Origin of the sequence: Burkholderia sp. ABCPW 111 (assembly GCF_000773065.1) — a bacterium.
GTDB classification, from domain to species: Bacteria; Pseudomonadota; Gammaproteobacteria; order Burkholderiales; family Burkholderiaceae; genus Burkholderia; species Burkholderia savannae.
The window spans coordinates 42,775-62,754 of sequence record NZ_JPWT01000088.1 but is presented as its reverse complement, the minus strand read 5'-3'; the positions used below and the strand labels follow the sequence as shown (position 1 = coordinate 62,754).

15 protein-coding genes are annotated in these 19,980 nt (G+C 68.2%); 11 read left to right on the top strand and 4 right to left on the bottom strand.

Translation table 11 applies throughout. The annotated features are described in order from the left end of the window. Window positions 1-52 precede the first annotated feature (52 nt). Complete coding sequence (locus X946_RS20525) at window positions 53-1,102, bottom strand: sugar ABC transporter substrate-binding protein (RefSeq protein WP_038751306.1); 1,050 nt, start codon at window positions 1,100-1,102, stop codon at window positions 53-55. Between the two features lie 241 nt (window positions 1,103-1,343). Between X946_RS20525 and X946_RS20520 the strand changes: the two genes are divergently transcribed. The 9 genes from X946_RS20520 to X946_RS20480 all read left to right on the top strand — a co-directional run bounded on the left by X946_RS20520 (window position 1,344) and on the right by X946_RS20480 (window position 10,909). After that, the gene (locus tag X946_RS20520) at window positions 1,344-2,225 is read left to right on the top strand and encodes a MurR/RpiR family transcriptional regulator (protein ID WP_038751425.1); all 882 of its coding nucleotides are present in this window, start codon (window positions 1,344-1,346) and stop codon (window positions 2,223-2,225) included. Then, window positions 2,218-3,252, top strand: coding sequence for an inositol 2-dehydrogenase (gene iolG / locus X946_RS20515; protein ID WP_038751304.1), 1,035 nt, complete (start codon window positions 2,218-2,220; stop codon window positions 3,250-3,252). Before X946_RS20520 ends, iolG begins: the two co-directional genes overlap by 8 nt. A gap of 12 nt (window positions 3,253-3,264) precedes the next feature. Then, a complete protein-coding gene (locus tag X946_RS20510) occupies window positions 3,265-4,302 on the top strand; it encodes a Gfo/Idh/MocA family oxidoreductase (RefSeq protein ID WP_038751302.1) in 1,038 nt (345 codons plus the stop codon). A gap of 143 nt (window positions 4,303-4,445) precedes the next feature. After that, window positions 4,446-4,676 (top strand): sulfurtransferase TusA family protein, encoded by a 231-nt coding sequence (locus X946_RS20505; protein WP_004193727.1) that lies wholly within the window; start codon window positions 4,446-4,448, stop codon window positions 4,674-4,676. 342 nt (window positions 4,677-5,018) lie between these two features. After that, the gene (locus tag X946_RS20500) at window positions 5,019-5,405 is read left to right on the top strand and encodes a hypothetical protein (protein ID WP_038751300.1); all 387 of its coding nucleotides are present in this window, start codon (window positions 5,019-5,021) and stop codon (window positions 5,403-5,405) included. 324 nt (window positions 5,406-5,729) lie between these two features. Continuing rightward, window positions 5,730-6,434 (top strand): response regulator transcription factor, encoded by a 705-nt coding sequence (locus X946_RS20495; protein WP_004193573.1) that lies wholly within the window; start codon window positions 5,730-5,732, stop codon window positions 6,432-6,434. After that, complete coding sequence (locus tag X946_RS20490; RefSeq protein WP_038751298.1) at window positions 6,431-7,801, top strand: FecR domain-containing protein; 1,371 nt, start codon at window positions 6,431-6,433, stop codon at window positions 7,799-7,801. Before X946_RS20495 ends, X946_RS20490 begins: the two co-directional genes overlap by 4 nt. 10 nt (window positions 7,802-7,811) lie before the next feature. Then, on the top strand, window positions 7,812-10,205 hold the full coding sequence (locus tag X946_RS20485; RefSeq protein WP_038751297.1) for a CHASE2 domain-containing protein: 2,394 nt from the start codon (window positions 7,812-7,814) through the stop codon (window positions 10,203-10,205). Window positions 10,206-10,294: 89 nt separating this feature from the next. After that, window positions 10,295-10,909, top strand: coding sequence for a DUF4136 domain-containing protein (locus X946_RS20480; RefSeq protein WP_038751295.1), 615 nt, complete (start codon window positions 10,295-10,297; stop codon window positions 10,907-10,909). Between the two features lie 71 nt (window positions 10,910-10,980). Here the strand turns inward: X946_RS20480 and galU are convergent, their stop codons facing one another. After that, entirely contained in the window at window positions 10,981-11,862 is an 882-nt protein-coding gene (gene galU / locus X946_RS20475; protein WP_038751293.1) for a UTP--glucose-1-phosphate uridylyltransferase GalU, read from the bottom strand. An 86-nt stretch (window positions 11,863-11,948) separates the two neighbouring features. After that, window positions 11,949-14,816, bottom strand: coding sequence for a valine--tRNA ligase (locus tag X946_RS20470; protein ID WP_038751291.1), 2,868 nt, complete (start codon window positions 14,814-14,816; stop codon window positions 11,949-11,951). Between the two features lie 139 nt (window positions 14,817-14,955). On the opposite strand from X946_RS20470, the gene X946_RS20465 reads away from it, so the two are divergent. Beyond that, window positions 14,956-17,319 (top strand): UvrD-helicase domain-containing protein, encoded by a 2,364-nt coding sequence (locus tag X946_RS20465; RefSeq protein ID WP_038751289.1) that lies wholly within the window; start codon window positions 14,956-14,958, stop codon window positions 17,317-17,319. Continuing rightward, window positions 17,316-18,098 carry a 5'-methylthioadenosine/adenosylhomocysteine nucleosidase gene (locus tag X946_RS20460; protein WP_038751287.1) on the top strand — a complete coding sequence of 261 codons (783 nt, stop codon included), beginning with the start codon at window positions 17,316-17,318 and terminating at the stop codon, window positions 18,096-18,098. Before X946_RS20465 ends, X946_RS20460 begins: the two co-directional genes overlap by 4 nt. A 555-nt stretch (window positions 18,099-18,653) precedes the next feature. On the opposite strand, the gene X946_RS20455 is transcribed toward X946_RS20460, so the two are convergent. Further along, window positions 18,654-19,904, bottom strand: a complete 1,251-nt coding sequence (locus X946_RS20455; RefSeq protein ID WP_038751285.1) for an MFS transporter — start codon at window positions 19,902-19,904, stop codon at window positions 18,654-18,656. Window positions 19,905-19,980: the final 76 nt, after the last annotated feature.

Here is a 19,980-nt window from a genome sequence, read left to right as displayed (position 1 = left end):
GGTAAAGCGCGCGGGCGAGCGCCGCGCGTCGTACGACTCGATGCGATGGACGTTAGCGGTACTGGCCCGCGTACTTGAGCACCTTGTCGATGTTTTCCTTCGTGATGAAGCCCGGGCCCGAGCGGATGTTCTTCGGCCCGTACGACGGCTGCAGCCCGTAAGTCGAAAGCCGCGCCTGGAACTTCGGGTTCGCCTCGAGGATCTGGCGGATCTTCGCGGGATCGGCCGTCTTGTTCTGCTTGGCGATCGCGAGCACGGCGACCGGGATGTAGCCCTGCAGGTACGGCTGCTGGTCGATCGCGAACTTGATCGCGCCGCTCTGGATCGCCTTCGCGATGTCGTCGGAGAAATCGAACGTCGCGAAGAACAGCTTGTTCGCGAGGCCCATCTGCTGGACCGCCTTCAGCGTCGCCGCGGCGGGCACCGGGCCGAGCGTGAGGATCGCCTGCGTGTCCGGATGGTTGCGCAGATAGGCGCTCACCTTCGACTGGATTTCGGTCGGGTCCTGGCCGGAGTCGATCGTCGAGCGCTTGTAGTCGGCGCCGATCGCGTCCGCGAAGCCGCGGCAGCGGTCGAACGACACGCTGTTGGTCGCGATGTGGTTCACGCAGACGAAGCGCTTCACGCCCGCGGCCTTCGCCTTTTCGCCCGCCGCGCGGCCCGCGACGTACTCGGGCTGGCCGACGTGCATGATCGCGCCCAGTTGCGCGCTCTGCTCCTCGGTGCCGGAGTTGATCGTCACGAGCGGGATCTTCTTCGCGGCGACCTTCTTGATCGAGTTCTTCAGCACGTCGTAGTCGGCGATCGTCGTGATCACGCCGTCGTAGTCGCGCGCGGCCGATTGTTCGACCAGGCGCGCCATGTCGGCGATGTCGCCGTTCGGCGGATTGCGGTAGTCGGTCGTGACGTTGAAGTCCTCGTCCGCCTGCTTGATCGCGTTCTTGATCGTGTTCCACCACGAATCGGAATCCGGCGCGTGGCTGATCAGCACGAACCGGGCGTCCGCCGCGTGGGCGGCCGGGGCCGCGGCGAGCGCGCCCGCCGCGACGGCGATCGCGGCGACGCACGCGCGCAGGACGGCCTTGCCGGTGCAAAGTCTCATGTCTCCACCTTTCTCTGTGTGTCGTTATCGGGCGAACGCCGCTCGGGCCGCGTTCACGAGCAAGGTTAGGTCAACTCGCGGCCGATTGCAAAGAAAAGTTTATTAATTTGCTTGATGGAAAATTTGTTCCATTTTGCATCCGAAGTGCCTATACTCGGTTCACGACAAGACAAGGCGCCGGCTGCCTGTCGCGCCGCGCGCGATGCGCGGCGCGGAGCAGCGCCCGCCGGCCGGAACGGACATGGACGACACGACACAACCGGAGACGCCCGCCGTCGACGAGCTCCTGCAGCGGATCGCCGACGCGTACGACGCGCTGCCGCGCCAGCTGAAGAGCATCGCCTCGTATATCGACGAGCACCGCTCGAGCGTGATGATGGATCGCACGGGCGACATCGCCGAGCGCTGCGGCGTGCATCCGTCCGCCGTCGTGCGCTTCGCGCAGCGCTTCGGCTTCTCCGGCTTCTCCGATCTGCAGGCCGTGTTCAAGGACGCGTACACGGGCCAGAACCCGAGCGTGCAGAGCTACCAGCAGCGAATCCGCAACCTGATCGACGGCAAGGCGGGCCCGATGACGGGCGGCGCGGTCGCGCGGCAGTTCATCGACGCGTCGCGCGCGGGGCTCGACGAGCTCGCGGCGGGCCTCGACGACGACCAGTTCGACGCGGCCGTCACGATGCTCGAGCGCGCCGAGAACATTTACGTGGTCGGCGTGCGCCGGTCGTTCCCGGTCGCGAGCTACATCGTGTATGCGCTGCAGCACACGGCCAAGCGCGTGCACCTCGTGTCCGGCCTCGGCGGCATGTACCGCGAGCAGATCCGCAGCGTGAAGAAGGGCGACGTCGTGATCGCGATCAGCTTCGCGCCGTACGGCAAGGAAACGCAGTACTGCCTGCGCGCCGCGCGCCACAACCATGCGCAGACGCTCGTCATCACCGACAGCCGCCTGTCGCCGCTCGCGCGCGACGCGAGCGCCCATTTGCTCGTGAAGGAGGGCAGCGCGTTCGCGTTCCGCTCGCTGACAAGCACGATCTGCCTGTGCCAGGCGCTTTTCATCGCGCTCGCGTACCGGCTGGAATTGAACGTCGAGGAAGTCAAGGACACTGGAGGATACGATGACTAATGCAGCACGGACGATCGCAGCGCCGACGATCGACGTCGCCGTGTTCGGCGCGGGGCGGATCGGCCGCATCCACGCGGGCAATCTCGCGCGCCGGCCCGGCGTGCGCCTGAAGTACGTGGTCGACGTGAACCGCGACGCGGCGGCCGCGCTCGCCGCGCAGCACGGCGCGCGGGTTGCCGACGTCGACGGCGCGCTTGGCGACGCGTCGGTCGGCGCAACGGTGATCTGCTCGAGCACCGACACGCACGCCGACCTGATCGCGGGCTCCGCGCGCGCGGGCAAGCACGTGTTCTGCGAGAAGCCCGTGGACCTGACGCTCGCGCGGGCGCGCGCGTGCGAGGCGGCCGTCGCGCACGCGAACGTCGTCTGCATGATCGGCTTCCAGCGCCGCTTCGATCCGACCTTCGAGGCGGCGAAGCGCCGCATCGACGCGGGCGAGATCGGCACGCCGGAGATGCTCGTCGTGACGAGCCGCGATCCGGGCGCGCCGGGCGTCGATTACATCAGGCGCTCGGGCGGGATCTTCAAGGACATGCTGATCCACGATTTCGACATCTTCCGCTGGATCTTGGGCGACGACGCCGACACGCTGCACGCGACGGGCAGCTGCCTGACCGATCCGGCGATCGCCGACGCGGGCGACATCGATTCGACCGCGGTCACGATCCGCACGAAGCGCGGCCGGCTTTGCCAGATCAACACGTCGCGCCGCGCCGCGTACGGCTACGACCAGCGCTTCGAGGTGCTCGGCAGCGACGGGATGCTGCAGGCGGGCAACCTGCGGCCGACCGAGGTGACGGGCTATTCGGCGAAGGCGGTGTCGACCGATCTGCCCGAGGCGTTCTTCCTCGAACGCTACCGCGCCGCGTACGCGCGCGAGATCGAGCATTTCTTCGCGGCGGTGACGAACGGCGAGCCCGTGCGCACGACGGTCGCCGACGGCGTGAAGGCGCTCGAGCTCGCCGAGGCGGCGACGCTGTCGTGGCGCGAAGGGCGCGCCGTGAAGCTCGGCGAAACGGCGGCCTGAAGGAGCGGCGCGATGACAGTCAGCCGCAGCGCCGCGCGCGTGCGCATCGGCATCGCGGGGCTCGGCCGGCTCGGCCGGCGCCATGCGGAGAACCTCGCGCGCCGCGTCGCGGGCGCTGAGCTCGCGGCCGCGTGCAGCCCTATCGCCGACGAATGCGCGTGGGCGCGCGACGCGCTCGGCGTGCCGCGCGTCTACGAGGATTTCGACGCGCTCGCGGCCGATCCGGGGCTCGATGCGCTGTGGCTCGTCACGCCGTCGGCGTTGCACGCGGACCAGATCGTCGCGGCGCTCGCCGCGGGCAAGCACGTGTTCTGCGAGAAGCCGCTGTCGCTCGATCTCGCCGAGTGCGAACGGGTGCTCGCCGAGGCGCGCGCGCGGCCGCATCTCGTCGCGACGATCGGCTTCATGCGCCGCTTCGATCCGAGCTATCGCGACGCGTACGCGCGCGTCGCGGCGGGCGCGATCGGCCGGCCGTTCCTCGTGCGCTCGCAGACCTGCGACCGGAACGATCCGGAAGGCTTCTTCGTGCGCTTCGCGCCGACCTCGGGCGGCATCTTCCTCGACTGCACGGTGCACGACATCGACGTCGCGCGGTGGCTGCTCGGCGCGCCGCGCGCGACGCGCGCGTACGCGGCGGGCGCGGTGGCGCTGCACGAGGGGCTGCGCGCGTGCGGCGACGTCGACAACGGCGTGGCGATCTGCGAGTTCGAAGGCGGCCGGCTCGCGATGTTCTACGCGTCGCGCACGATGGCGCACGGCAACGACACGCATTCGGAGGTGATCGGCACGGCGGGCGCGCTCGCGATCGGCCGCAACCCGCGCGCGAACCGCGTCGAGATCTACGACGCGGCGGGCATCCGCAACACCTGCACGCCGACATTCTTCGACCGTTTCGAAGAAGCGTTCCTGATCGAGGCGCAGGCGTTCGTCGCCGCGGTGCGGGGCGAGGGCGGCTCGGGCGGCGCGACGCTCGCGGATGCGCTCGAGGCGACGCGAATCGGCCATGCGTTGCGCGAGTCGCTGCAGACCGGGCGGGCGATCGAGCTGTAGCCCGGCGCGCGCGCCGCCGCCGTGCGCCGCGCGCATAGTCGTTCGCTCGTTCGCTCGCGCGCGGATGCGGACGGGGGCGCATGCGGTAGAATCTGTCGTTCCGACAGCGCCGCGACGGCGCGCCATTCGAAGGTCGAAAGCCGATGCTCATTCACAAGGAAGTGGACGCGCGCGGGCTCAATTGCCCGCTGCCGATCCTGCGCGCGAAGAAAGCGCTCGCCGATATGGAAAGCGGCCAAATTCTGAAGGTGCTCGCCACCGATCCCGGCTCGCAGCGCGACTTCGCCGCGTTCGCGAAACAGACGGGCAACGAGATCGTCGAATCGTCGACGACGCAGGACAAGACGTTCGTTTTCCTGATGCGCCGCCGCTGACGCGCGCGGCCGCGACGCCATGTCGTTCCGATGCCGCGCGGGCGTGCCCGGCGCGGCATTTTTCTTCGCGCTTCGTCGCATGTCGTCGCACGTCGTCGCACGTCGTCGCATGTCGTCGCATGTCGTCGCGCGCCGGCCGAGCGAGCGCGGCTGGCGGCCGCCGGCGGGCCTCGGGCGGCGCATCCGTCTAACAATCCTTAAACCAAGTTTCGCCGCGCGGTGCCTATACTGCGCTGTCGAGTCTCGTCTGCGGAATCGTGCCGTGCGATACGGCGGCCGCGGCCGGGACGCATCGCGAAGGACATGCCCCGTGCGTGTCGTTGCGGCAAACAGGGGGAGGTCATGCTGTTCAGATCGGGAACGATTCGGATACCGTTCGAGCCGAACGGCAGGGCACGCGAGCGGGGGCGGCCGATCCAGCGCGTCGAGCTCGATCCCGAGCATGACCGCCACGCGCGCGCGGCGCTGGAAGCGTACGCGGATTCGAGCGCGGCCGAGATGCCGTGGCTCGCCGAATGGATGCGCGAAGCGCTCGGCGGTCCGCAGCCGGACCTGACACGCTGCGCGGCGACCGTCGAGCGCGTGTTCGACCTCGCGCAAGCGTGGGCAGCCGGTCAGCCGGACTACGCGGGCGCCGCCTGGGAGCACGTGCGGGCGAGTCTGCATGACGCATTGCAACACGTGCCGCGCGCGGTCGCACGTGACGCTCTCGAGACCGATCCGGTCTGACGGGCGTTTTCACCACCGCGCCCGCCGGGCACAAAGCCGGCGGCGCGGCGTGCGATCCGGTCGCCGTTGACATAATTACGCGGCGATACGCACATTTCTCCGGCCGTTTTCATACTACCATCATGAAAACGCCGATCAGGCGTGCCCCGTTTTTGAGATATGGGGCCATCGATCACATAGAATACCGGTACGCGCAGGCGCGCCGGACAACCTTCACCATTCGGCCGATAATGGCGAGTGATGCGAATCGGGGGCTCGTGCAGGCCTGCCCATCGCCGCCCGGCAGGCGTGGGAGCCCGAATGGATTTCGTTTTGCGGGGTGCTATGAGAATTGCTGTACTGGATGACGATCAGGCCCAGACGGATTTTGTCAGTCAGACGCTGACGGCCGCAGGCCATACGTGCTATGCGTTCAAGGAAGGCAAGGCGCTGAAGAAGCGGCTGCAGCGCGAGACGTTCGATTTGCTGGTGCTCGACTGGAACGTGCCGGACATGTCCGGCGAGGAAGTATTGAAGTGGGTGCGGGCGAACCAGGTCGAGCATCGCCTGCCGATCATCTTCATGACGAGCCGCGACGACGAGGCGGGCATCACGCAGATCCTGAACGCGGGCGCCGACGACTACGTCGTGAAGCCCGTGTCCGGTCCGATCCTGCGCGCGCGGATCGGTTCGCTGCTGCGCCGCGCGTATCCCGTCAACGCCGAGTCGTCGATCCGCGAGTTCGACAACTACAAGTTCGACGCGAACCTGAAGCAGGCATACGTCGGCGACAAGCCGGTGAGCCTCACGCAGAAGGAGTTCGAGCTCGCGCTGCTGTTGTTCCAGCACCTCGACCGGCCGCTGTCGCGCGCGCACATTCTCGATCTCGTATGGAAGCAGGCCACCGACATTCCGTCGCGCACGATGGACACGCACATCTCGATGCTGCGCACGAAGCTCGGTCTGCGCCCGGAGAACGGCTATCGCCTCGCGCCGATCTACGGCTACGGCTATCGCCTCGAGCGCGTGATGCAGGGGGATGCCGAGTGAGTGCCAGCGGGATCGTGACGAAGTACGTGCTGACGGCGTGCTGCGCCGCGGCAGCGGCTCTCGCGGCGCAGCACGCCGCCGCGCAGCCGTCGAAGACGAAGAATCCGTCCGGGCAGACCGTCGACTACACGACGCGCAACGGCGACACGCTGTACGACGTCGCGGCCCGCTATCTGCAGGGCTCGGACGACTGGCCGCTCGTCGCGCAACTGAACGACGTGCCGGTGCCGAAGCACCTGCAACCGGGCATCGCGTTGAAGCTGCCCGCAGCGCGGCTGCGCAAGGAGCGGCTGTCGGCGCGCGTGATCGCCGCGCACGGGCCGGTCGAGAGCGCGGGGCGCGGCTCGACGCAGTTCTCGCCCGTCGCCGTCGACACGACGCTGACGGAAGGCGATCGCCTGCGCACGGGCGCGAACGCATTCGTCACGCTCGAGCTCACGGACGGCACCCACCTGAGCCTGCCGCCCGACAGCCAGATCGACCTCGCGACGCTGCGCCGCACGGTGCTGACGGGCACGCTCGAGCGCGTGATCGATCTGCGCCGCGGCTCGGTCGACAGCGAAGTCACCCATCTGAAGAAGAAGGACGACCGCTTCCAGATCCGCTCGCCGTCGGTCGTCGCCGGCGTGCGCGGCACCCGCTTTCGCGTGAATTACGACAAGGACGGCCGCGCGTCGACGACGGTCGAAGTGCTCGACGGCACGGTCGGCGTCGCGCCGAGCGCGAAGCGCGCGACCGACACGCTCGTCCACGCGAACTTCGGCAACGTGACGAGCGCGAGCGGCGTCGTCGGCAGCCCGATCGAGCTGCTCGGCGCGCCGCAGCTCGTCAATCCGGCGAAGGTCCAGGACGACCCGCGGGTGGCGTTCGATCTCGTGCCGCTCGACGGCGCGCAGAACTACCATGTGCAGATCGCGCGCGACGCGGGCCTGTACGATCTCTTCAAGGAAGTGCGCGCGAACACGCCGCACGCCGCTTTCGCGGACGTGCCGGACGGCACCTATTTCGTCCGGATCTCGGCGATCGATTCGCACGGCCTCGAAGGCCAGCCGCGCATCTACGCGTTCGAGCGGCGGCGCTTCGGCGTCGATGCGTCGGCGGCGCCCGCCGACGGCGGCTACGCGTTCCGCTGGTCGACGACGGAAGGCGGCCCGGCCGCCGGCCCGACGCGCTTTCGCTTCGTGCTGTCGGGATCGAAGGACCTGAGCAACCCGATCGTCGACCAGGTCGACGCGCAGGGCGGGCGCATCGTCGTATCGAACCTGAAGCCGGGCGACTACTACTGGACCGTGATCGCGGAGCGCTACGAAGGCGGCCGTTTCTACGAGAAGGCCAGCGCGGTCAACGCGTTCACGATCGCGCGTTGATGGGCGGCGGATGAGATTCGACCGCACGCAACGGCGGCGGCTGCTCGGCCGCCGCTTTCTCGTCGAGTGGATCGCGATCGGCTGCCTCGGGGTCGCGGTGATCCTCGGGGGCGTCGCGGGCCGGATGACGGCGAGCGTCGACCGGATCATCTACGACCGCTTGCTGACGCTGCGCAAGGTGCCGATCGAGTCGAACATCGCGATCGTCGAGATCGACAATCGCAGCCTCGACACGCTCGGCCGCTGGCCGTGGCAGCGCAGCGTGCATGCGGAGTTCCTCGGCGCGCTCGCGAAGATGCATCCCGCGGCCGTCGTCTACGACGTGCTGTTTACCGAGCCTTCCGCCGACGACAAGGCGCTCGCGAAGTCGCTCGACCTCGCGCCGACGTTCCTGCCGGTGCTGCTGAGTTCCGAGGAGAGCGACGGCACGCGCACCGTCAATCTGCCCGTGCCGGTGCTCGCGGAGCACGTCGCGGGCGCGGGCCACATCAATCTCGAAGTCGACCCGGACGGCATCGTGCGCAGCGTCGCGCTGTTCGAGAGCGACGGCCGGCACCGCTGGCCGCAGCTGATGGTGCCCGTGTTCCACGCGCTCGAGAGCGGCCAGCTGAAGCTCGCGCAGCCCGTGTCCGTCGCGCGGCGCGCGCACGACATCGCGCAGGACGACAGCGGCGAGGCGCGCTATTTCATTCCGTTCAGCCGCGCGTCGCAGAACTATCCGGCGATCTCGTTCGTCGACGTGCTCGCGGGCCGCGTGAATCCCGAGCAGTTGCGCGGCAAGATCGTGATCGTCGGCGCGACCGCGTCGGGGCTCTACGACCGCTTCGCGACGCCGATCTCGGGCGAGTTCGGTCCGCTGCCCGGCGTCTACATCCATGCGAACGTGCTCGACACGCTGATGACGGGGCGCGCGATCTCGCCCGTTTCCGGCTGGCTCGTGTTCAGCGCGTCGCTGCTGCCGCTCGTCGTGCTGCTGGCCGGCTTCCTGATGCTGTCGCCGTGGCGCTCGCTGCTGCTCACGCTGAGCCTTGCCGCGCTCGCGGTCGCGTCGAGCGCGGCGCTCCTCTACGAGGCGCGGCTGTGGCTGTCGCCCGCGCCGGCGATCTTCGGGCTGATCGCGGCCTACCCGATCTGGAACTGGCGGCGCCTCGAGATGACGATGTCGTACCTGCGCTACGAACTGCAGCGGCTCGCCGACGAGCCGCACCTGCTGCCCGAGGCGCCGCGCGAGGGCAGCGAATTCGGCGGCGACGTGCTCGAGCGGCAGATGGCGCTGATGGCGCAGGCCGCGCAGCGCGTGCAGGACATGAAGCGCTTCGTCTGGGACAGCCTCGACAGCATGCCGGAGCCCGTCGTCGTCACCGATCTCGCGGGCACGGTGCTGATCGCGAACCACGCGGCGAAGCGCTACTGCGCGCGCCTGAACGCGCCGGCGCCGGAAGGGCGGCCGCTGCGCGCCGCGTTCGGCGAGCTGTCGTTCACGAAGACGGTCGACGGCAACGCCGAGCAGGACGTCGAGCTTCGCGCGCACTGGCCCGCCGCGCTCGATCCGACGCGCGACTACGCGAACGACGTGATGGAGCGCGGCATCGAAGTTCGCGACCTGAGCGGCCTCGATCATCTGTTACGCTACGCGCCGTGCACGAACGCGCAGGGCAGCGTGACGGGCTGGATCGCGAGCCTCGTCGACGTGACCGCGCTGCACGCGGCCGAGCGGCAGCGCGAGGAGGCGCTGCATCTGCTGTCGCACGACATGCGCTCGCCGCAGTCGTCGATCCTCGCGCTCGTCGAGATCGAGCGGCAGCGGGCCGAATCCGAGCACACGCGCGGGCTGCTCGGGCGGATCGAGCGCTACGCGCAGCGCGCGCTGATGCTCGCCGACGAGTTCGTGCAGCTCGCGCGCGCGGAGTCGCAGACGTATCAGCTCGAGGCGGTGAGCTTCGCCGATCTGCTGATCGACGCGAGCGACGAAGTGTGGCCGCAGGCGCAGGCGAAGCGGATTCGCATCGACACGTCGCTTGGCGACGAGCCGTGCTGGATCGGCGCCGACCGCTCGCTGATGACCCGCGCGCTCGTGAATCTGTTGAACAATGCGGTTAAATACAGCCCGACGGACACGGTGATCACGTGTACGCTATCGGTCGAGCCGGGCACGAAGCGCATGCATTGCACGATCCGCGATCAGGGCTACGGCATTTCGCCGGAGGATCAGCGGCATCTGTTCGAGCGCTTCAAGCGGTTTCACACGAACGAGCGGCCGGAAGTCGCCGGGTCCGGGCTCGGGATGGCGTTCGTCAAGACCGTGGTCGTGCGCCATGGCGGCTGCGTCGGCGTGGACAGCACGCTGGGCGTGGGCACGGCGATCACGGTGTCGCTGCCGACGCTCGACGAGCCGTCAGCGTGACGCCGGCAGGATTCGATCGTCCGGCGCGGGTGGGGCCCGCGCACGAGCGAATGGCTAGGACGGGGGCGAACAGCGATATGGGAGAAGCTATGAAAATCTTGTGGGCGGGGGCGGCGCTGGCGGTGGCGTTGTTGTCCGGATGCGCGTCGGTGACGACGGGCGTCAGCGCATCGGGCGCACCCGATGCGCTCGCGGGCGCGCGGACCTACGATTTCGCGCGCACGGCCGCGCAGGCCGACAACGCCGACTACGGGCAAGTGGAGGCGCTCGTGCGCCGCGAGCTCGCGCAGCGCGGCTTCGACGAAGCGGCCGACGCGCAGGCGCGCTACCGCGTGTCGATCGCCTATGCGACGCAGCCGGCGTCCGTCGCGCTGACGATGCCGGGCTGCGGCGGCGCGCAGCAGCCGGCGTGCGTCGCGGTCGACGGGCCCGCGCCGTTCGGGCTGCCGTTCGCGGGCACGGTCTACCGGCACGTGCTGACGCTGCGCTTCGTCGAGCGCAGTAGCGGCCGCGACGCGTATCGCGTGTCGGCGGCCGTGCAGGACCGTCGCCCCGATGCGCTGCAGGCGGCGCCCGTGCTCGTGCGCAGCGCGCTTGCGCGCGTGCCGTTTGCGGACGGAAATGGGTGGCTCGTGGAAACGAAGAAGGCCGACGCGAGCGCGCTTCCCGGCGTCGTATCGGTGAAGCCCGCCCGCTCGAACTGAGCGGCAGCGGGGCGCGCGGCGCGTGAAGCGCGGCGACGGCGCACGTGGCCGCCCGCCGTGCCTGACCGGGGTTACGGCTGCCGGGTTTCGCTGCGCGAGCGCAGATAGGCTTCGAACTCGGTCTTCACCTCGGGGTGACGGAGCGCGAACTCGACCGTCGCCTTCAGATAGCCGAGCTTGCTGCCGCAATCGAAGCGGGTGCCGCGATACTTGTACGCGAGCACCTGTTCGTCCGCGAGAAGCGCCTGGATCGCGTCCGTCAGCTGCAGCTCGCCGCCCGCGCCGGGCTTGAGCGCGCGCAGATGATCGAAGATCCGCGGCTTCAGCACGTAGCGGCCGACGACGCCGAGATTGGACGGCGCGACTTCGGGCGCGGGCTTCTCGACGATCGCCGACATCTTGATGATCGAGTCTTCCCATTCCTTGCCGTCGACGATCCCGTAGGACTTTGTGTCCTCGGGCGGGATCTCCTCGACGCCGATCACCGAGCTGTGATAGTGGTCGAACACGTCGACCATCTGCTTCATCACGGGCGGCTCGCCGTCGAGCAAGTCGTCGGCGAGGATCACCGCGAACGGGTTGTCCGCGACGAGCTTCTCCGCGCACAGCACCGCGTGGCCGAGGCCGAGCGCTTCGGGCTGGCGCACGTAGAAGCAATCGACGTGGCTCGGCTTGATGTTGCGCACGAGGTCGAGCAGCTTTTCCTTGCCGCGCGCCTCGAGCTCCGCTTCGATCTCATACGACTTGTCGAAATGGTCCTCGATTGCGCGCTTGCTGCGGCCCGTCACGAAGATCATCTCGGTGATGCCCGCTGCAATCGCTTCTTCCACCGCGTACTGGATCAACGGTTTGTCGACGACGGGCAGCATTTCCTTCGGGCTCGCCTTGGTAGCGGGCAGGAACCGCGTGCCCAGGCCCGCGACCGGGAAGACCGCCTTGGTGACTTTCAACATGATTGAACCCTTGCTCCTCGTATCGATTCGGTCGAATCGAATGGTGATTGCAGCATTATAGTGAACGCAAGATTCCTTACGGATTGTTACGCCGGCAGCCGGGCGAGCTGCGCGCCGAGTTTCGTCAACGTATTCTGAAACTCCGCGAGCCGCTTTTGCTCCTGTTCGACCACTGCGGGCGGCGCTTTCGCGACGAACGCCTCGTTGCCGAGCTTCGCGTTGCACTTCACGACTTCGCCTTCCAGGCGCGCGATCTCCTTCGACAGGCGCTCGCGTTCCGCCGCGATGTCGATCTCGACCTTCAGCACCAGCTTGTTGTCGCCGACGATCGCGATCGGCGCGCCGTGCGCGTCCGCGTCGAGCGCCGCTTCGCTTGCGAGCACGCGCACTTCGGACAGGCGCGCGAGCGCCTGCACGTACGGTGCGAACGCCTGCAACTGCGCGGCGTCGCCGGCCGCGAGGAGCGGCACTTTGGTGGCCGGAGACAAGTTCATCTCGCCACGCAGATTACGACATGCATCGACCACCGCCTTCAGTTCGGCCGCCCACTGTTCGGCCGCCTCGTCGAGCTTCTTCGGCTCGGCGATCGGATACGCCTGCACCATCAGCGACGCTTCGCCTGGCGCGGTGCCCGCCGGATGGCGGCCGGCGAGCGGCGCGACCTTCTGCCAAAGCGCCTCGGTGATGAACGGGATGATCGGGTGCGCGAGACGCAGCACCGTCTCGAGCACGCGCAAAAGCGTGCGGCGCGTCGCGCGCTGCTGCTCGGGCGTGCCGTTCTGGATCTGCACCTTCGCGAGCTCGAGATACCAGTCGCAGTACTCGTCCCAGACGAACTTGTAGATCGCGTTCGCGATGTTGTCGAAGCGGTAGTCGGCGAAGCCCTTCGCGATGTCCGCCTCGACGCGCTGCAGCAGCGATACGATCCAGCGGTCGGCCGCGGAGAAGTCGAGATAGCCGCCCGGGCCGCAGTCGCCCGCGCCGCAGGTTTGCGGCTTGTCGAAGCCGCAGTCGTGGCCTTCGCAGTTCATCAGCACGAAGCGCGTCGCGTTCCATAGCTTGTTGCAGAAGTTGCGATAGCCTTCGCAGCGCGCGAGATCGAAGTTCACGTTGCGCCCGAGCGTCGCCATCGACGCCATCGTGAAGCGCAGCGCGTCGGCGCCGAACGCGGGGATGCCTTCCGGGAATTCCTTGCGCGTCTTTTTCTCGATCGTGGCGGCCTGCTTCGGATTCATCAGGCCCGTCGTGCGTTTCGCGACGAGCGCGTCGAGCGCGATGCCGTCGACGATGTCGATCGGGTCGAGCGTGTTGCCCTTGCTCTTCGACATCTTCTGGCCCTCGGCGTCGCGCACGAGGCCGTGCACGTACACCGTGTCGAACGGCACCTTGCCGGTGAAGTGCGTCGTCATCATCACCATCCGGGCGACCCAGAAGAAGATGATGTCGAAGCCCGTCACGAGCACCGACGACGGCAGGAAGTGCTGCAGTTCCGGCGTGTCGTTCGGCCAGCCGAGCGACGAGAACGGCACGAGCGCCGACGAGAACCACGTGTCGAGCACGTCGGCGTCGCGCTCGAGCGCGCCCGTGTAGCCCTTCGCGGCGGCCTGCGCGCGCGCGTCGTCCTCGCTGCGCGCGACGAAGATCTCGCCGTTCTCGCCGTACCACGCGGGAATCTGATGGCCCCACCACAGCTGGCGCGAGATGCACCAGTCCTGGATGTTCTCGAGCCACTGGTAGTAGGTGCTCGTCCAGTTCTCCGGCACGAACTTGATCTGGCCGCCGCGCACGACGTCGAGCGACACCTCGGTGATCGACTTGCCCGGATGGAACGTGCCTTCCGGCGCGGGCTTGGTCATCGCGACGAACCACTGATCGGTGAGCATCGGCTCGATCACGACGCCCGTGCGGTCGCCGCGCGGCACCATCAGCTTGTGCGGCTTCACCGATTCGAGCAGGCCTTGCGCGTCGAGCTCGTCGACGATCGCGCGGCGCGCGTCGAAGCGGTCGAGGCCGCGGTAGGGCGCGGGCGCGTTGTCGTTGATCTTCGCGTCGAGCGTGAGGATCTCGATCGGCTCGAGCTTGTGGCGCAGGCCGACCTGGTAGTCGTTGAAGTCGTGCGCGGGCGTGACTTTCACGACGCCCGTGCCGAATTCGCGGTCGACGTAGTCGTCGGCGATGATCGGAATCTCGCGCCCGCAAAGCGGCAGCTTCACGTGCTGGCCGATCAGGTGCCGGTAGCGCTCGTCTTCCGGATGGACCATCACCGCGACGTCGCCGAGCATCGTCTCGGGGCGCGTCGTCGCGACGGTCAGGTGGCCCGAGCCGTGCGCGAGCGGGTACCGGATGTGCCACAGATGGCCGTTTTCCTCTTCGCTCGCGACTTCGAGATCGGACACGGCGGTGAGCAGCACGGGGTCCCAGTTGACGAGGCGCTTGCCGCGATAGATGAGACCTTGTTCGTAGAGGCGCACGAACACTTCGCGCACGACGTCGGACATCTTGTCGTTCATCGTGAAGTATTCGCGCGACCAGTCGGGCGACGCGCCGATCCGGCGAACCTGCCGCGTGATCGTCGAGCCGGATTGCTCCTTCCATTCCCATACGCGCTCGACGAACTTCTCGCGGCCGAGATCGTGGCGCGACACGCCTTGTGCGTCGAGCTGGCGCTCGACGACGATCTGCGTCGCGATGCCGGCATGGTCGGTGCCGGGCACCCACAGCGTGTTGTGGCCGAGCATCCGGTGGTAGCGCACGAGCCCGTCCATGATCGTCTGATTGAACGCGTGGCCCATGTGCAGCGTGCCCGTCACGTTGGGCGGCGGCAACTGGATCGAGAAATCAGGCCGGCTCGGGTCGAGCGCAGGGGTGGCATAGCCGCGCTTTTCCCATTCCGGCCCCCATTGGGATTCGATGGTGTGGGGCTCGAAACTCTTCGCAAGCGTGGTGTCGCTCATGGTAGGAAATTCGCCGAAAGATGGGGTGATTGATGCGGAAACCATCAATTATAAATGGATGCGCATCCGCCGGGCGGCGCGGGCCGCGCGCGATTTATAATGTCGGGCCCGCGTCCACCCGCTCGACCGCTTTTTCTCCATGCCCGATCTGCTCGCGAACCTGAACCCCGAACAACTCGCCGCCGTTACGCTGCCCAACGAGCCGGCGCTGATCCTCGCCGGGGCGGGCAGCGGCAAGACCCGCGTGCTCATCACGCGGATCGCGTGGCTGATCCAGCAGGGCTATGCGTCGCCGCCCACCGTGCTCGCCGTCACGTTCACGAACAAGGCCGCGCGCGAGATGATGGCGCGCCTGTCCGCGATGATGCCGATCGACACGCGCGGCATGTGGATCGGCACGTTCCACGGCCTTTGCAACCGGATGCTGCGCACGCACTGGCGCGACGCCGGTCTGCCGCAGACTTTCCAGATCCTTGATACCGCCGACCAGTTGTCCGCGATCAAGCGGCTGATGAAGGCGGCGAACGTCGACGACGAGAAGTATCCGCCGAAGAACGTCCAGTACTTCATCAACAACGCGAAGGAGCAGGGGCTGCGCCCGGACAAGGTCGACGCGACCGACCACTTCAACCGCAAGTTCGTCGAGCTGTATCAGGCGTACGAGCAGCAGTGCCAGCGCGAGGGCGTCGTCGATTTCCCCGAGCTGCTCTTGCGCTGCTACGAGCTGCTCGCGCACAACCCGCCGTTGCGCGCGCATTATCAGGCGCGCTTCAAGCACATCCTCGTCGACGAGTTCCAGGACACGAACAAGCTGCAGTACGCGTGGCTCAAGCTCCTCGCGGGCGGCCACAACGCGATCTTCGCGGTCGGCGACGACGACCAGTCGATCTACGCGTTCCGCGGCGCGAACGTCGGCAACATGCGCGACTTCGAGAACGAGTTCCGCGTGCGCAACCTGATCAAGCTCGAGCAGAACTACCGGTCGCACGGCAACATCCTCGACGCGGCGAACCATCTGATCGCGAACAACGCGCACCGGCTCGGCAAGAACCTGCGCACCGACGCGGGCCACGGCGAGCCGGTGCGCGTCTACGAAGCGGCCACCGACGCGCAGGAAGCGGCGTGGATCGTCGAGGAGATCCGCTCGCTCGTGAACTCGGGGCTCGCGCGCAGCGAGGTCGCGGTGCTGTACCGGAGCAACGCGCAGTCGCGCTCGATCGAGCACACGCTGATGACGGCGGGCATCCCGTATCGCGTGTACGGCGGCCTGCGCTTCTTCGAGCGCCAGGAAGTGAAGCACGCGCTCGCGTATCTGCGGCTCATCGACAATCCGAACGACGACACCGCGTTCGCGCGCGTCGTCAATTTCCCGACGCGCGGGATCGGCGCGCGCTCGATCGAGCAGCTCGCCGACGCCGCGCGCCTGTACGACTGCGCGATGGCGGCCGCGATCCCGTACGTGGCGGGCAAGGCGGGCTCGAGCCTTTCCGCGTTCGCGAACCTGATCGCGAAGATGCGCGCCGAAACGGCGCAGATGAGCCTGCCCGAGACGGTCGAGTACGTCGTTCGCGCGAGCGGCCTCGCCGATTTCTATCAAGGCGAGCGCGAAGGGCAGGATCGCCTCGAGAACTTGCAGGAACTGGTGAACGCGGCCACCGCGTTCGTCTCCGAGGAAGGCTACGGGCTCGACACGCCCGCCCGCTCGATTCCGCTGCACGCCCGCGCGAGCGCGGCGCCCGAGCTCGCCGCGGGCGACGCCGATCCGTCCGACGCGGTGCTCGCGCCCGCGAATCTCGCCGATCCCGCGCAGAACCCCGATGCGATGACGCCGCTCGCGGGCTTTCTGTCGCACGCGTCGCTCGAGGCGGGCGACAATCAGGCGCAGGCGGGCCAGGACGCGGTGCAACTGATGACGGTTCACGCGGCGAAGGGGCTCGAGTTCACCGCGGTGTTCATCACCGGGCTCGAAGAGGGGCTTTTCCCGCACGAAAACAGCGCGATCGAATCCGACGGCCTCGAGGAAGAGCGCCGGCTGATGTACGTCGCGATCACGCGCGCGAAGGAGCGCCTCTACCTGTCGTTCGCGCAGAGCCGGATGCTGCACGGCCAGACCCGCTACAACATCCGCTCGCGCTTCTTCGACGAGCTGCCGCAGCACGTGCTCAAGTGGCTTACGCCGAAGGTCGAGGCGGGCGCCCGCTGGGGCGGCCGATCGGACAACGCCGGCTGGGGGCGCGACTGGTTCGGGCGGCCGGGCGGGGGCGCGCGAGAGAGCGTCGTCGACGCGGCGGTGTCCGCGCCGCTGCCCGCGTTCGCGAACCAGCAGCGCGAGGCCGAGAACGGCTTGCGGATCGGTCAGCAGGTGTTCCACACGAAATTCGGCGAAGGCACCGTGACGGCGCTCGAAGGCAGCGGCACCGACGCGAAGGCGCAAGTCAAATTCAAGCGGCACGGCGAGAAGTGGCTCGCGCTCGCGGTCGCGAAACTGCAGGCGGTCGAATGAATCAGCAGACGTTTTCGAGCCGGCCGCTCGGCATTCTCGCCGCGCTGCCCGAGGAGCTGGGCGACCTCGTCGCCGCGATGCGCGACGAGGGGCCTGTCGACACGGTCACGCTCGGCCAGCGCGATTACCACGCCGGCGTCGCGTACGGCGTGCGATGCGTCGTCACGCTCGCGCGGATCGGCAAGGTCGCGGCCGCCGCGACGGCGAGCGCGCTCATTCATCGCTTCGACGTGCGCGCGGTCGTGTTCACGGGCGTCGCGGGCGGCGTCGCGAGCGACGTGAGCGTCGGCGACGTCGTCGTCGCGGATGCGCTGTTGCAGCACGATCTCGACGCGTCGCCGCTCTTTCCGCGCTTCGAGGTGCCGCTGCTCGGGCGCACGCGCTTTTCCGCGGACGCCGCGCTCGCGTCGCAGTTGAAGGCCGCGTGCGCGCGCTTCGTCGAGGACGAGGGCGGAGCGCTGAACGCGCGCTTCCGGCTGCGCGGCGCGCGCGTGCGCGAGGGGCTCATCGTCAGCGGCGACCGCTTCGTGTCGAGCGAGCGCGAAGTGACCGCGTTGCGCGACGCGCTGCCGGACGCCCTGGCCGTGGAGATGGAAGGCGCGGCCCTCGCGCAGGTATGCCACGAGTACGGCGTGCCGTGCGCGATCGTCCGGACGATTTCCGACACCGCCGACGATCACGCGAGCGCGTCGTTCACGACGTTCCTGACCGATATCGCCGGCACGTATTCGTCGGGCATTCTGAAGCGGTTTCTCGCCGCGCACGCGAAGGCGGCCTGATTCGAAGGCGAAGGCGGCGCGCCGCTACTTGGCGCTGCTCGCCGCTGCTCGCCGCGCGGCGGCGGCTCGGTCTACCCGCGCGAGCAGCGGGGGTAGGGCGATGTCGGGCCGCTCGCGGCGGCGCTTTTTCGTCGCGTCTGGGGCGCCGCGCGGCGGTCGTTTCGACTCGACCCGACCCGACCCGACCCGACTCGATCCGACTCGATCGGCGTCGGCCGCCGCTGCCGCAACGCAGGTTTCGCAACGCTCGGTTGAATTGGCGCGTGAATCGCACATCATCCGCCGAGCCGAGCCGAGCCGAGCCGAGCCGAGCCGAGCCGAGCCGAGCCGAGCCGAGCCGAGCCGAGCCCAGAGGTGTGCGCGAATCGACGTGGATTCGACGCCGATTCGCCGCCGACCGACTCAGACGACTCAGACGACTCAGACGACTCAGACGACTCAGACGACTCAGACGACCGCGCGCCGCCAACTTGGCGGCCGTCGCTCCGCGCGCACCTTCGCAACCGCCCGCCGATCGCCTCCGTCGCGGGCGATTTCCCTAGTCGGGCCGATCCGTCAGGCCGCCTGCTTCCCGAGCTTCCCCTTGCTTTCGAGATTCGGCAGGAACACCGTCAGCACGCCGATGAGCGGCAGGAACGAGCAAACCTTGTAGACGAACGCGATGTTCGTCGCGTCGGCGAGCTGGCCGAGCACCGCCGCGCCGACGCCGCCGAGGCCGAACGACAGGCCGAAGAAGAGGCCCGCGACCGTGCCGACCTTGCCCGGAATCAGCTCCTGCCCGTAGACGATGATCGCCGCGAACGCCGATGCGAGCACGACGCCGATCACGATGGTGAGCACCGTCGTCCAGAAGAGATTCGCGTACGGCAGCAGCAGCGTGAACGGCGCGACGCCGAGGATCGACGTCCAGATCACGTACTTGCGCCCGATCCGGTCGCCGATCGGCCCGCCGACGATCGTGCCCGCCGCGACGGCCGCGAGGAACACGAACAGATGGATCTGCGCGGCCTGCACCGACAGATGGAACTTGTCGATCAGATAGAACGTGAAATAGCTGTTGATGCTCGCGAGATAGAAGTACTTCGAGAACACGAGCAGCACGAGCACGCCGAGCGCGAGCATGACCTGCCGGCGCGACAGCGTCGGATGCGCGATGCGCGCGGCCTTCTTCTTCGCGGCCGGATGGCGCTGATACCAGCGGCCGATCTGCACGAGCACCAGAATCGCGACGAGCGCCGCGACGGAGAACCATGCGATGCTGCGCTGGCCGTGCGGGATCACGATCAGCGCGGCGAGGAGCGGCCCGAGCGACGAGCCGGCGTTGCCGCCGACCTGGAACAGCGACTGCGCGAGCCCGTGCTGGCCGCCCGACGCCATGCGCGCGACACGCGACGATTCGGGGTGAAACACCGACGAGCCGCAGCCGACAAGCGCCGCCGCGACGAGCAGGAGCGGGAACGTCGGCGCGAACGACATCAGCAGCAGGCCCGTGAGCGTGAAGCCCATGCCGACGGGCAGCGAGTACGGCTGCGGACGCCTGTCGGTATAGAGGCCGATCACCGGCTGCAGGAGCGACGCGGTGATCTGGTAAGTGAGCGTGATGAGGCCGATCTGCGCGAACGACAGCGCGAATTCCGACTTCAGCATCGGATAGATCGCGAGGATCAGCGACTGGATCATGTCGTTGAGCAGATGCGAGAAGCTGATCGCGCCGAGCACCGGATAGATGGTGCGCGAGGCGGTGGTCGGTGCGGGCGGCGCGGCGGGGCGGGCAACGGACGGGCGGTTGTCGAGGCTGGTTTCCATAGGAATGCGAGTGTCTCGGAAGGGGCGCTGCGTGCTTGAAAGGGCACGACACTGTTTTTCTTTGATGCGTCAACGA